This window comes from Bacillus sp. SIMBA_031, assembly GCF_046535225.1.
Classification (GTDB): domain Bacteria; phylum Bacillota; class Bacilli; order Bacillales; family Bacillaceae; genus Bacillus; species Bacillus velezensis.
The window spans coordinates 213,630-225,761 of sequence record NZ_JAWRXC010000001.1 but is presented as its reverse complement, the minus strand read 5'-3'; the positions used below and the strand labels follow the sequence as shown (position 1 = coordinate 225,761).

The 12,132-nt window shown below is 47.4% G+C and carries 16 protein-coding genes; 6 read left to right on the top strand and 10 right to left on the bottom strand.

Going from position 1 to position 12,132, the window contains the following annotated elements:
* Positions 1-9 precede the first annotated feature (9 nt).
* The 6 genes from argD to SB724_RS01175 form a co-directional block, all read right to left on the bottom strand.
* Positions 10-1,167 (bottom strand): acetylornithine transaminase, encoded by a 1,158-nt coding sequence (gene argD, locus SB724_RS01200; protein ID WP_265972227.1) that lies wholly within the window; start codon positions 1,165-1,167, stop codon positions 10-12.
* Positions 1,164-1,940 carry an acetylglutamate kinase gene (gene argB / locus SB724_RS01195; RefSeq protein ID WP_265972228.1) on the bottom strand — a complete coding sequence of 259 codons (777 nt, stop codon included), beginning with the start codon at positions 1,938-1,940 and terminating at the stop codon, positions 1,164-1,166. The genes argD and argB overlap by 4 nt, the downstream gene beginning before the upstream one ends.
* 14 nt (positions 1,941-1,954) lie before the next feature.
* Positions 1,955-3,172, bottom strand: coding sequence for a bifunctional ornithine acetyltransferase/N-acetylglutamate synthase (gene argJ, locus SB724_RS01190; protein ID WP_032874440.1), 1,218 nt, complete (start codon positions 3,170-3,172; stop codon positions 1,955-1,957).
* Between the two features lie 22 nt (positions 3,173-3,194).
* Positions 3,195-4,232 carry an N-acetyl-gamma-glutamyl-phosphate reductase gene (argC, locus tag SB724_RS01185; RefSeq protein ID WP_061581901.1) on the bottom strand — a complete coding sequence of 346 codons (1,038 nt, stop codon included), beginning with the start codon at positions 4,230-4,232 and terminating at the stop codon, positions 3,195-3,197.
* Between the two features lie 167 nt (positions 4,233-4,399).
* On the bottom strand, positions 4,400-4,942 hold the full coding sequence (locus SB724_RS01180) for an MFS transporter (RefSeq protein WP_003155082.1): 543 nt from the start codon (positions 4,940-4,942) through the stop codon (positions 4,400-4,402).
* On the bottom strand, positions 4,939-6,375 hold the full coding sequence (locus SB724_RS01175) for an FAD-binding oxidoreductase (RefSeq protein WP_410569806.1): 1,437 nt from the start codon (positions 6,373-6,375) through the stop codon (positions 4,939-4,941). The genes SB724_RS01180 and SB724_RS01175 overlap by 4 nt, the downstream gene beginning before the upstream one ends.
* A gap of 184 nt (positions 6,376-6,559) precedes the next feature.
* Here SB724_RS01175 and fosM point away from each other — a divergent pair, with 184 nt between their 5' ends.
* Positions 6,560-7,003, top strand: a complete 444-nt coding sequence (fosM, locus tag SB724_RS01170) for a FosM family fosfomycin resistance protein (protein WP_038457588.1) — start codon at positions 6,560-6,562, stop codon at positions 7,001-7,003.
* Positions 7,004-7,110: 107 nt separating this feature from the next.
* Here the strand turns inward: fosM and SB724_RS01165 are convergent, their stop codons facing one another.
* Positions 7,111-7,419 carry a metal-sulfur cluster assembly factor gene (locus SB724_RS01165; protein ID WP_003155088.1) on the bottom strand — a complete coding sequence of 103 codons (309 nt, stop codon included), beginning with the start codon at positions 7,417-7,419 and terminating at the stop codon, positions 7,111-7,113.
* 62 nt (positions 7,420-7,481) lie between these two features.
* On the bottom strand, positions 7,482-8,249 hold the full coding sequence (locus SB724_RS01160) for a prolyl oligopeptidase family serine peptidase (protein ID WP_007409140.1): 768 nt from the start codon (positions 8,247-8,249) through the stop codon (positions 7,482-7,484).
* Between the two features lie 120 nt (positions 8,250-8,369).
* On the opposite strand from SB724_RS01160, the gene SB724_RS01155 reads away from it, so the two are divergent.
* From SB724_RS01155 to SB724_RS01145, 3 genes are all read left to right on the top strand, one after another.
* A complete protein-coding gene (locus tag SB724_RS01155; RefSeq protein WP_410569803.1) occupies positions 8,370-9,182 on the top strand; it encodes a Cof-type HAD-IIB family hydrolase in 813 nt (270 codons plus the stop codon).
* Positions 9,183-9,267: 85 nt separating this feature from the next.
* The gene (locus tag SB724_RS01150; protein WP_003155094.1) at positions 9,268-9,417 is read left to right on the top strand and encodes a hypothetical protein; all 150 of its coding nucleotides are present in this window, start codon (positions 9,268-9,270) and stop codon (positions 9,415-9,417) included.
* Complete coding sequence (locus SB724_RS01145) at positions 9,417-9,614, top strand: DUF3813 domain-containing protein (protein ID WP_003155097.1); 198 nt, start codon at positions 9,417-9,419, stop codon at positions 9,612-9,614. The genes SB724_RS01150 and SB724_RS01145 overlap by 1 nt, the downstream gene beginning before the upstream one ends.
* A gap of 36 nt (positions 9,615-9,650) precedes the next feature.
* On the opposite strand, the gene SB724_RS01140 is transcribed toward SB724_RS01145, so the two are convergent.
* Positions 9,651-10,112 (bottom strand): BsuPI-related putative proteinase inhibitor, encoded by a 462-nt coding sequence (locus SB724_RS01140; RefSeq protein ID WP_105937880.1) that lies wholly within the window; start codon positions 10,110-10,112, stop codon positions 9,651-9,653.
* A 14-nt stretch (positions 10,113-10,126) separates the two neighbouring features.
* On the bottom strand, positions 10,127-10,969 hold the full coding sequence (locus SB724_RS01135; RefSeq protein WP_007610547.1) for a YitT family protein: 843 nt from the start codon (positions 10,967-10,969) through the stop codon (positions 10,127-10,129).
* Positions 10,970-11,094: 125 nt separating this feature from the next.
* On the opposite strand from SB724_RS01135, the gene SB724_RS01130 reads away from it, so the two are divergent.
* Both SB724_RS01130 and SB724_RS01125 read left to right on the top strand, forming a co-directional pair.
* The gene (locus SB724_RS01130) at positions 11,095-11,946 is read left to right on the top strand and encodes a DegV family protein (RefSeq protein ID WP_029325952.1); all 852 of its coding nucleotides are present in this window, start codon (positions 11,095-11,097) and stop codon (positions 11,944-11,946) included.
* A gap of 48 nt (positions 11,947-11,994) precedes the next feature.
* Positions 11,995-12,117 carry a hypothetical protein gene (locus SB724_RS01125; RefSeq protein ID WP_003155105.1) on the top strand — a complete coding sequence of 41 codons (123 nt, stop codon included), beginning with the start codon at positions 11,995-11,997 and terminating at the stop codon, positions 12,115-12,117.
* Positions 12,118-12,132 lie beyond the last annotated feature (15 nt).

The following is a 12,132-nucleotide window of genomic DNA, read 5'->3' as shown; positions in this document are numbered from 1 at the left end:
GAAAAAAAATTACCGTTTCACTGCCGAATGCGCTTCGATCGCTGCTTTCAGCATACTGACGGCCGACAGCATTTCTTCTTCAGAAACCGTAAGCGGCGGGAGCAGCCTGATGACATTCGGTCCGGCCGGAAGCACGAGAAGCCCGCGTTCCTGCAGATCTCCGATGATGCCGGACACGGGACCTGCGCATTCAATGCCGATCAATAACCCTTTTCCGCGGATTTCTTTTACAAAAGGCCCTGTCAGTTCATGGTTCAGCTGCGCTTTTAAAAATGATCCTTTGTCTGCCGCCGCCTGAAGAAAGTCCGGCTGAAACACAATATCCAAGGTTGCTTTCACAGCTGCCATGGCAAGCTTATTGCCGCCGAAAGTCGTACCATGCGTACCCGGCGTAAAGGCGTCTCCAAGCTTCTTTTTGCCGATCACGGCTCCGGCGGGAAAACCGTTTCCAAGCCCTTTCGCAGCAGTGATGATGTCCGGCGAGATGCCGAAATGCTCATAGCCGAATGCCTTGCCCGTCCGGCCGATTCCGGTTTGAATCTCGTCTGCGATAAGCAGCGCCTGTTTGTCTTTGCAAAATGTCTGTAAGGCTTCGATGAATTCCGGGTCGGCGGGATTGACTCCCCCTTCTCCCTGCACCGTCTCAAGCATGACGGCGGCGATATCATCCTCTTTTGAAAGCGTGCTGAATGCCGACGGATCATTGAACGGAAGATAGTGAAAGCCTTCAAGCATCGGTCCGAAACCGATCTTGATTTTGTCTTGTCCGGTGGCGGCCATCCCCGCATAGGTCCGTCCGTGAAAGGATTGATGAAATGTTACAATTTTTGTCTTTCCCGTTGCTTTACGGGCAAGCTTAATGGCGCCTTCATTCGCTTCGGCTCCGCTGTTGCAGAAGAAAACGAGATCTCCCGCGCTATGTTCGGCAAGCTTTGCCGCGGCTTTTTCCTGAAGATCATTTTCAAACAGATTGGAAACGTGCCATACGCTGTCAAGCTGTTCTTTCACTGCTTCTGTGACCTCATCATGACAATGGCCGAGATTGGAAACGGCGATGCCCTGAATAAAATCGAGATACGTTTTTCCGTTTTCATCCTCTGCAATTGTCCCTTTCGCTTTTTTGATATCGATGGGCCAGCGGCTGTAGGTTTGAAATAGACTGCTCATGACACGCTCTCCTTTTCTTTGACGATTTTTGTTCCTTGGAAGGCTTGATCGGTGAAAAACGCTCCTTTTCCGTTTACGATCAGCACTTCCTCGACGTCTTCACTCAGTGCCGATAATGCCGAGTTTACCTTCGGAATCATCCCTCCTGAAATCACGCCGTCATCTATGAGGGCCTGAATCTCTTGCGGCGTCAAAGTATCCAGCCTGTTCTCTCCGTCCATAATTCCTTCGACATCCGTGACAAATAAAAGTTTATCGGCGTGTAAGGCTGAAGCGACGGCCGATGCCGCTGCGTCTGCGTTGACGTTCAGCGTTTCGAAATCACTTGTCATGGAAAGCGGAGCGATAACGGGAATGATGCCTTCTTTCATTAATGCGTGAATGATTGACGGATCGGTTTTTTGTATTTCGCCGACTTCTCCGTATTTGTCTTGATTAAGGTAAGATGCTTGAAGGAGACCGCCGTCCTTTCCTGATATTCCCGCGGCTTTCAGCCCGTTTTTCGCGAGTTCGGTTACGAAAAATTTATTGATCGTCCCTGACAAGACCATTTCCGCTGTTTCCAGCACCGGTTTGGTCGTTTTCCGCTGTCCATTGACAAATTCCGTTTCAATCTGCAATGTTTTCAGCATTCTTGAAATGTCCGGGCCGCCTCCATGGACGACGGCAATGTTCCAGCCCGATTGCATAAGCTCTTTTACATTTTGAAAAAAATCGGCGGATAACTCGCGGATTACGCTTCCGCCGCACTTAAAAACGATGGTTTTCTTCATGCCGCTCCCCTTTGTTATGTGCGATAGCTCGCATTGATTTTGATATAATCATAGGTTAAGTCACAGCCCCATGCCCGGCCGCTGCCGGAGCCTTCCTGCAGGCGGACTGCAATCGTAATCTCATCACCTGATAAGTACTCCTTAGCATCAGTTTCCGAAAACGGCTGAGGTTCGTTGTTTTTAAACAGACACTGGCCGCCGAGGAAAACTTCCACTTGTTCGGCCGTTACGCTTGCCGCACTGTGCCCGATTGCGCCGATGATGCGCCCCCAGTTGGCGTCTGTGCCGTAAACGGCGGTCTTCACAAGGCTTGAACCGACGATTTTTTTGGCGATAATATTCGCCTCAAGGTTATTTTTCGCGCCTTCGACTCTGGCTTCAATTAATTTCGTCGCTCCTTCACCGTCTCTGGCAATATCTTTGGCAAGGTCTTCGCATACAAGCTTTAATCCCTTTTTAAAAGCCGGCCAGTCCGGGTGATCCTCCGCCAGGCAATCATTCCCCGCGCAGCCGTTCGCCATCACAAGCACCATGTCATTCGTCGATGTTTCTCCGTCAACGGTGATTTGGTTAAATGAAACATCCGTAATCTCTCTGAGCGCGTTTTTGAGCGCCTGTTCTTCCACGGCCGCGTCCGTTGTGACAAAGCCGAGCATTGTCGCCATGTTGGGGTGGATCATGCCGGAGCCTTTCGCCGCTCCGCCGATCGTGATGATGTCTCCGCCGATCACCAGTTCATAACACGTCTGTTTCGTCACTGTATCCGTCGTCAAAATGGCTTCTTCAAATGCTCCGGACACGGACGGCGCTTGACCGAGCTGTTCAATGCCCGCTTGAATTTTTTTCATATCTAAAAGCTCGCCGATCACCCCGGTTGACGAAACCGCAACAAGCTCCGGCTCAATGCCGAGCTGGCTCGCGAAGCCGTCCCGCATTTCATAGGCGTCCTTTAATCCTTGGTCTCCCGTACAGGCGTTGGCAATCGCGCTGTTGACAATAACCGCCTGAAGCACACCCTCTTTTTTCAAGCTGGCTTGCGTCACTTTCAGCGGCGCTGCCTGAAAATGGCTCTGCGTATATACCGCTGCACTGACTGCAGGCGCTTCGCTGATAATCGCTCCGAGATCTTTTTTTGAATAGCGCAAACCGCAGTGCACGCCCTTTGCCTCAAACCCTTTCGGCGAGGATACGCCGCCTTTTATTTTCGTGATTTCCTCACTCAGCTGAATCATATTTTCGAATCCCTCTTTCGTTCTATGGATAGACTGGCGTCATCGTAAGTCCCGTTTCTTCCTGCCAGCCATTCATGATATTTAAATTTTGAACCGCCTGCCCTGCGGCGCCTTTCATCAGATTATCTATGACAGAAACGATGGTGGCACGGTTTGTTCTTTCGTCCACAGTGACACTGATATCACAAAAATTGCTGCCGTATACCTCTTTCGTCGCCGGAAATTCACCTTCCGGCCTGATTCTGACAAAATATGAATCTTTGTAGAATTCGGAATACAATTCTCTTACCTGTGCAGCAGACATACCCGGGGGAGCCTCCGTATACATCGTCGCCATAATGCCCCTTGTCATCGGCGCCAAATGAGCGGAAAACGTGATCGGGCCTGTGCCGGGCTGCCAAGCCGCTAATTGCTGTTCAATTTCCGGAGTATGCTGATGCTCATTAACCTTATAAATTTTGAAATTATCATTCAGCTCAGAATAATGAGTGCCCATGGATGCTTTTCGGCCGGCGCCGGATACGCCTGTTTTCGCATCAACAATCAGAAATGAATCTTGTAAAAGCTTATTCTTCGCCAGCGGGGCGAGCCCGAGCAGCACAGCCGTCGGAAAACATCCCGGATTGGCAATCAGCTTTGCAGTCTGAATCTCTTCTTTTTGCAGTTCAGCTAAACCGTAAACCGCGCTTTGAATCGTTCCTTTCGGAGCGCCCTTCCGCTTATACCACTTTTCATACACGGCCGGGTTTTGAATCCGCAGATCGCCGGATAGATCAATGACCGGGATGCCCGCCTCCGCCAGCTTGGGCGACCACTCTCCGGAGACGCCGGGCGGCGCGGCTATGAACATGACATCAATTTCGTTTCGGATCGTTTCTATATGAAGCGGCTGAAGTGATTGTGACGCTATATTCCTCAAATGCGGATATGAAGCGGCATATTCTTTTCCTTCGTCGCTCGATGAATATAATATACAATCCTCTGCATAAGGGTGATGGTTAAGAATCCTGACAAGTTCGGCGCCTCCATAACCAGTAGCGCCTATAATACCTATTTTCAACGGGTTCACCTTCTTGGTTTTTGTGAAATTATTTAACATTATAACATGAATAAAAATTAATTCAATTGTATATTTAATATTTTTTCATTCATTTTCCATCTGTTTTCGCTGACAAAAAAACCCCCTCTCGTTCGAGGGAGTTCCATAAGAAAAACAGGCTGATCGGATCAGCCTGTTTTCTTCAGCATCATCAGCCCGCTTATAAAAAACAGCACGGAGCTGGCGTAAAAAATAATATAAACCGTAAAGAAATCAGCGAGAAACCCGCCGAGAATAATGGCAGCAGCTGAAAATACGGCCGTCCAGAAATGATAGCTGCCGACTTTTTTTCCCCGCTCCCCGCCGTCGGTGTAATCGGCGATCATGATTTTCTCGCCGTGTTTTTGCATCGCGCCAAACAGGCCCAAAAGCACCTGCACAACATAAACCTGGTGCACGCCGGTAATGTGCGGGAGCGTCAGAAGAAGCACCGCCATCCCCCACGAATTTGCCATAAGGAACCAGCGGGGGTCCAGTCTTGCCGACAGCCGGCCGAGCAGCGGATGAATCAATGCGCCGCTCAGGCCGAACAAGCCGTATGAGAGACCGAATTGCGTGTAGCTGGAACCGATGTTTTTAATAAATAAAATATAAAACGGAAAGATCAGGCTGCCGGCAAAAAAGACACTGCTCTGAGACAGGATCAGCCATTTTAAATGGTTGTGTTTCATGATTTGTACCTCTGATAAAAATAATTCATAAACAAGTCATCCGGATCATATTTGTGTTTTTTCTGAAAGAACATATCGCTTTTCGGATATGCCTCACGCATCTGCTCTTTCGTTTGATACAGCATATACGGGAGATAATAACTGCCGCGGTGGCGCAATGCCGTATCCGTCATTTTTCTGACAATCCGCGCCGCACTCGCCTGGCTGTCTTTTGAAAACCCTTCATTGATTAAAAGAACGAGTGAAAACATGTCTTCCTTTGCGTATGACAGATCGGCTTTTTCATTTTTTTGCACGTAGCGGATCGTAATATTTACGAGATTGAGATCTTCATGTGACAGCGTCTTGCGTAAGTCATGAATGTACGGCGCAAATTCGCCGACGGGTACGAAGTATTCTTGTAGCACGTCGGTGTTGTCCGTGTTTTCATATTCCAAAAATTTCGATTCTGACCGCATGACATTGTTCCTGGAGACTTTCACGCCGTTTTGGCTGAGAAAATAAGACTGCTGAGTTGACCAGAACCAATTTCTTCCCCAGTCATACCGGCGGGAGAGGCCGAGCGCGAATTTCGTCAGCGCCGGATGCTCATCTTCTTTCAGTTCATTGTGCCGCTTGAATTCTTTCTGATTGTCTGAGATTGTGTAATCAGTCACATACATGTCATGCAAAAAGCCTTTATCCCCTGTTGCGATCCGCGCGAGATGCATGCGCACGGCGGGGTTGCGCTGAACATGCTGCGTAAAATATTGACTGTATGTATCAGCGTTCATGCGTTTCGTTTTCATTTCATAAAGCTCATCATCCGTCAGCTCAATATCCGCGTCAAGGATGACGCCGAACAGGCCGTAGCCGCCGATGACGGCTGAAAACAGGTCATCTTTCGGAGTAACGGTGATGACTTTGCCGTCCGCCTTTAAAAGATGAAACGATTTGACCGTATCAATCAGCGAACCGTACCGGATATCCCGGCCGTGGGCGTTGGCGCTCAGTGAGCCGCCGATCGTAAAAATGTTTTGCGATTGCATGACTTTTACCGCGAGCCCGTACGGATTGACATAGCGCTGAATATCATTCCACGTCGCTCCCGCCTGCACTCTGATGATTTTTTTCTTTCGGTCGAGACCGAGTATTTTGTTGTAGCCCGTCATGTCGAGAACGATACCGTCTTCATAATACGTCTGGCCGCCCATTGAGTGCTGGGCGCCTGCGATTGAGATCTTCAGATGCTTTCTCTTTGCTTCCTTAATCGTTTCGACCAATGTTTCTTTCTCTTTTCCTTTGACCGTCTGCTTAATTTTCACGGGCATGAGACGGCTGACATCCGTCATTGTCCCTGCCTGCTGCTCCGGCTCTTTGTGAAAAGCGGAAACAGCGAACAGCGCCGTATAAACAAGAATGCTAAGGATAATGAGAAGTAATTTTTTCTTCATGGATTCCTCCCTCGCATGCAGCCGGTCTATTATATCATGCCTCACGTCCGTTTTTTTCCTTTTTAACCCGATACCGGAAAACACACGGCATAAAAATACACAGAAATCCTTAAAATGATTTTTTGGTCAGTATATAATCGATATATACGCAGATGTATTACCAAAGGGATTGTTTAAAACAAACATGTTAAATGAGGTGGGGAAAATAAACATAAAAGGAATCAATCATCTTCTTTTTTCTGTTTCAAATTTGGAAAAATCTATAGAATTTTATGAGAAAGTATTTCATGCACAACTCCTGGTTAAAGGGCAAAAGACAGCATATTTTGATCTGAACGGGCTTTGGCTTGCACTTAACTTAGAGGCGGATATACCAAGAAATGAAATACATAAATCCTACACACATATGGCTTTTTCAATTGATCCAAAAGATTTTGATGCAATACATCAAAGATTAAAAAATCTAAATGTAAATATATTAAATGGACGTCCAAGAGATAAACAAGATCAAAAGTCAATTTATTTTACTGATCCCGATGGGCATAAATTTGAATTCCACACAGGTACACTCCAAGACAGACTGTCCTATTACAAAAAAGATAAACCTCATATGAAATTTTATATATAAAGGTTTGTTTGCGATCCAAAACAAACCCTCACTGTCGCTTATATGCAGACAAAAAAAAGCACCTCCAAACTTTAGGATGTACCTAAAATCCGAGGTGCATTTTCTTATTACTGAATCCCTAATGCGATTTTTGCGTAGCGTGACATTTTGTCTCTTGTCCACGGCGGATTCCAAACGATGTGGACCTCCGTCTCTTTTACATCCGGAATGTCGGCGAGCGCTTTTTTCACCTCGTCGACGATGATCGGAGCGAGCGGGCACCCCATTGATGTCAGTGTCATCGTAACGTGCGTCAGACCGTCGTCATCCATATCAACGTCGTATACAAGGCCGAGATTGACGATATCGACGCCGAGCTCAGGGTCAACAACCTGCTCCAAGGCGCCCATGATGTTTTCTTTTAATGCTTCTTCCACGTTCCATCACTCCTTTTTCCTCAGTATAACGTAAAAGCGGGTTTTGTTAACACCTTTGTGCTTTATAAATGCTTATCGAACCAGGCGACGGTTTCTAAAACGGCGTATCTCGGGACTTTATGGTCAGCCCGTTCGTCTTTCAGAAACTGAAGATGGTCAGGCCGGCTGCTGTAATGAGGTTTAATCGTTTCATAAAAGCCGCGGGTCGGTGCATACGGAACGACTTTGTCTTGAACGCCGTGCCAGAACAGCAGCGGGCGGCTCCGGAGTTTTTCCGGTTCCAGACTGAGATCAAACGGTTTGAGCCGCGCAAACAGTTCATCGACCTGTTCTTTTGTGACGTCAATGTCGATGTCCTGCTTTTGAATGTGGTCAATCTGCTGCTGAAAAAACGCCGTATAGTTCGGGCTTCCCATCAGGCTGACACCGGCTTTGACCCAATCATATGCGGCCATCGCGCCGAATGTCGTAATTCCGCCCATTGACGTGCCCGCAAGACCGATCCGCCCGTCTTCAATCAGACCGCGCGCTTCAAAATCCTTTTTCAGCACGTCAAGCTCCTCGATTTCATTTAATACAATGTCCCAAAAATGGACGGCGAGCTCTTCTGCTGACAGCTGTTCAGCGCGTTCACCGTGGTAAAGAGCTTCCGGCAGCACGGCTCTGAAACCCTTTTCAGCAAGCAGGTAAGCGAAATGAAGATTATGCTCCTTCGCGCTTGTAAAACCGTGAATAAAGAAAACAAGGGGAGCGGGACGGTCCCGATTTTCTTCTTTTACAATATGTAAAAACGGAATGCCTGATACGGTTTGATGATCAATAAGAATCACGTTGACTCCCTCCTTAGGATAACCATAATCATAAGTGTAACATGTAGACAATAAAGATGGTAAAAAGCTACACTGTACATAAGAGAAAAACAGCAAATTATATGACAAAAGGAGTTATTTATGGAGACAAAACCTTACCTCATCGCCTTAGATCTGGATGGAACCTTATTAAAAGATGATAAAACCATTTCCCCTGAAACGGCACGGATGATTCAGACGCTGAAAGAAGCGGGCCATCATGTCTGCATCTCAACCGGCCGCCCTTTCCGTTCCAGTTCGATGTATTATGACGAGCTCGGGCTGACAACGCCGATTGTCAATTTTAACGGGGCGTTTGTCCACCACCCGAAAGACGAGTCATGGGGACGCTACCACACGTCTTTATCTGTCGATGTGGTCAGACAGCTTGCCGAACTTACAGAGACCTATCAAATACATAATGTGCTCGCTGAGATCATTGATGATGTGTACTTCCATTATCATGATGAGCATTTAATTGAGGCGTTTCATATGAATACGGCGAATGTCACATTCGGCGATCTGCGCGAAACGGTCCAAGAGGATGTGACGTCCGTATTGATTCACGCGAAGGAAGAGGACGTCGCGGACATACGCGCGCATTTATCCGATGTGCACGCCGAGGTCATTGACCACAGAAGATGGGCGGCTCCTTGGCATGTGATTGAAATTATTAAACACGGGATGAATAAAGCGGTCGGCCTGAAGAAAATCAGCGACTATTACCAAGTGCCGAGAGAACGGATCATCGCGTTCGGCGACGAAGACAACGATCTTGAAATGCTCCGATTTGCCGGGTGCGGCGTAGCGATGGGAAACGGCACGGATGAAGTCAAACAGGCCGCCGACCGCATCACGGGATCAAATGAAGCGGACGGAATCGCCGAGTTTTTAAAATCCTATTTCTCCCTGTGAGGTTTTGCCGCTCATAACACAAAGCCTTCCGCCCATACTAAAACAGACGACTCATCTCGTCTAAATATGGAAGGGGGACATTGCAATGGGTAAACGAAACAAATCAAAACGGTTTATTCAGCAAGGCAAGGACTCTGTCAGTCTTCATGACGCAAGATTTCCATATCGGTCTACATTAGAGGAAGCACAGCATGATGCAGCAAAAGATTCGGCTGAAAGGCAGGTTGACTTTTAATGAGAAACGAACTGTTTTCTCAAGCCAAGTCATTTGTCCAGCAGGCCGTCATGATTGCTAACGGTTTCGAAGACGGCGATCAGGAAAAAGCTGTCTCACGCGCCAAAAATGCCGTATCTTCCGCGTACGCCAATTCGACAGATGCAGAACGTCAGCAGCTGCACCAATTTCAAGATCAGCTGGAGAAATTGCAATAAAAAAAGGCGCCCCGTTTAGACGAGGGCGCCGCTTTTTTATTTTACTTCAAATGTTTTTACCGTTTTCAGCCTTTTTCCGATCTGATCGGACTTCCCTAAAAACGTCACCGTCACCGTGTATGTTCCCGGACCGGGCACGTTCTTCCACACATCTGAAAAGTCATACGTTTCATTCGGCATTAAGGTCACAGTCTGAAACGCCTGAGTAAACATTTTGTCTTTTGAATAGCGATACAGTTCTTTGTTATGTTGGTCATGTACGGTCAATTCGAATTTCTGCCCTGAGCTGAATGTGAAATCGATCGGGCTTTCGCTCTTGTTTTTTAAAGACATTTGAAATTCGATCTGCTGATCCGTCTGCACAGGGTTTACGGCTAATTCCGCTTGCTGTTCATTCATCTCTCCGGATACCTCCTCAGCGGGCTCCTTCTGCCCGGATTGACTGCTGCATCCGATCAATAAAATGACCGGTAATAACAGGCCAAACAGCCACTTCATTCTATCCGCTCCTATCAGTCTTTCCTGAAGAAACCAAAGATCCCCGTCGTTTGCACGATGTTTGTGAAGGCTTTCGGGTCGACTTCTTTCACGATTTTCTCAAGGTCATACAATTCGTACCGCGTAATGACGATGATCATCATTTCTTTCTGTTCGTTTGTGTAAGCGCCTTTTGCCGGCACCGTCGTAATGCCGCGGACCATTTTCCCGTAAATCGCTTCTTTGATTTCATCGGCTTTTTTTGTAACGATCATGGCGGTCAGTTTCATGTGGCGGGTGTGAATGGCGTCAATCACCCTTGTTGTGACATACAGAGCGACAAGGGTATATAATGCTTTCTCCCATCCTTGCAATAATCCTGCCGTCAAAATGATAATCCCGTTCAAAATGAAGAAATATGTGCCGACCGGCTTATCCTTCCATTTGGCCAGCACCATCGACACGATATCAAGACCGCCTGTCGAAGCGCCGAATTTCAGCGTTAAACCGATGCCGATAGCTGAGATGACTCCTCCGAATACGGTATTCAGAAGAATATCGTGCGACAGTCTCATTTCCGGGAGAATTCCCATAAAGACGGACGTCATCGCTACGCTTAATATGCTGTATACAGTGAATGATCTGCCGACTTTCAGCCACCCTAACACACCGATGGGAATGTTTAAGAGGAACATGAGAACTCCTGTCGAAATATAAAAGGGGGCGTATTGATCAACGACGCTTGACAGCAGCTGGGCGACACCGGTAAAACCGCTGGCATATACATTCGCCGGTATCAGGAATAAATTCAGTCCCGCCGCATACAGAAACGCGCCGATGACGACGATTGCTAATTTTTTTGCTTGTTCTAGTACCATGGCTTGCTCCTCCGCTCATTTTCATTATTAGCTTTTCCCTTAAAACAAAGTTTTGAACACTATTTTGCCACATTTATATGATATAGTTGGCATCACTCTCACCAATCGGAAAGAAGGGAATTATGATGACAGTTCACCTTATTGCTGACAGCGCCTCTGACCTGCCGAAATCTTATATTGAAGAAAACCGGATCGGGTTCATTCCGCTGCACGTAACACTTGACGGAAACGAATATGAGGACACGGTCACCATTCAGGCGGATCATATATTTCAAGCGATGCGGGACGGGAAAGTTCCGAAAACATCCCAGGCATCACCGGATACGATAAAAAAAGTATTTTTACAATACGCGGAACTGGGAGAACCGGCGATATACATCGCCTTTTCCTCAGGTCTTTCCGGCACCTATCAGACGGCCGTAATGATCGCCAATGAAGTAAAAGAGGAATTTCCCGATTTTGATTTAAGGATTGTAGATTCCAAATGCGCTTCATTGGGCTGCGGCCTCGCGGTGATGCACGCGCAAACACTCTGTGTTAACGGGAATACAATACAAGAAATCGAAACGTCTGTAAAGAGCTTTTGCGCACGGATGAAACATATATTTACGGTCGATGATGTCGCTTATCTCGCGCGGGGCGGCAGAATTTCAAAAACGTCCGCTTTTGTCGGGGGGCTTTTGAACATCAAACCGATTCTGCATGTGGATGACGGCAGACTCGTGCCGCTCGAAAAATTGCGCGGACAAAAGAAACTGTTTAAACGGATTATAGAAATGATGAAGGAAGAAGGCGGCGATTGGGCGGATCAAACCGTGGGGATCAGCTATGCAGATAACGAGGAGACGGCGCTTCGAATGAAGGAAATGATTGAAGAAGCGTTCCATCCGAAAGAGATTATTCTTCATTCAATTGGCTCTGCGATCGGCGCGCACTCCGGGCCGGGCACGCTCGCGATTTTTTTCCTGAAGCCATAATTTCAATGCGGGCGGGCATCCTAACGGACAGAAGGGAGGCTTTGCCGCATGAAAGATGATGACAAAAAACCGTTGGACAATAACGCCGTAAATCAGAAAAAGAACCGGCTTGCCGAAAAAAACCGGCAGGCGGGAAAAAACCAGAATTCCAAAAAACCGGACCATCTGTAAAAGCAAAACAGCCCT

Bases quoted from the DNA above. Each gene is read 5' to 3' on its own strand.
- SB724_RS01140 (WP_105937880.1), bottom strand. From the start codon at position 10,112: ATGAAGTGGCTGTTTGGCCTGTTATTACCGGTCATTTTATTGATCGGA.
- SB724_RS01135 (WP_007610547.1), bottom strand. From the start codon at position 10,969: ATGGTACTAGAACAAGCAAAAAAATTAGCAATCGTCGTCATCGGCGCG.
- SB724_RS01130 (WP_029325952.1), top strand. From the start codon at position 11,095: ATGACAGTTCACCTTATTGCTGACAGCGCCTCTGACCTGCCGAAATCT.
- argJ (WP_032874440.1), bottom strand. From the start codon at position 3,172: ATGATTCAGCTGAGTGAGGAAATCACGAAAATAAAAGGCGGCGTATCC.
- SB724_RS01145 (WP_003155097.1), top strand. From the start codon at position 9,417: ATGAGAAACGAACTGTTTTCTCAAGCCAAGTCATTTGTCCAGCAGGCC.
- argD (WP_265972227.1), bottom strand. From the start codon at position 1,167: ATGAGCAGTCTATTTCAAACCTACAGCCGCTGGCCCATCGATATCAAA.
- fosM (WP_038457588.1), top strand. From the start codon at position 6,560: ATGTTAAATGAGGTGGGGAAAATAAACATAAAAGGAATCAATCATCTT.
- SB724_RS01150 (WP_003155094.1), top strand. From the start codon at position 9,268: ATGGGTAAACGAAACAAATCAAAACGGTTTATTCAGCAAGGCAAGGAC.
- SB724_RS01155 (WP_410569803.1), top strand. From the start codon at position 8,370: ATGGAGACAAAACCTTACCTCATCGCCTTAGATCTGGATGGAACCTTA.
- argB (WP_265972228.1), bottom strand. From the start codon at position 1,940: ATGAAGAAAACCATCGTTTTTAAGTGCGGCGGAAGCGTAATCCGCGAG.
- SB724_RS01180 (WP_003155082.1), bottom strand. From the start codon at position 4,942: ATGAAACACAACCATTTAAAATGGCTGATCCTGTCTCAGAGCAGTGTC.
- SB724_RS01125 (WP_003155105.1), top strand. From the start codon at position 11,995: ATGAAAGATGATGACAAAAAACCGTTGGACAATAACGCCGTAAATCAG.
- SB724_RS01175 (WP_410569806.1), bottom strand. From the start codon at position 6,375: ATGAAGAAAAAATTACTTCTCATTATCCTTAGCATTCTTGTTTATACG.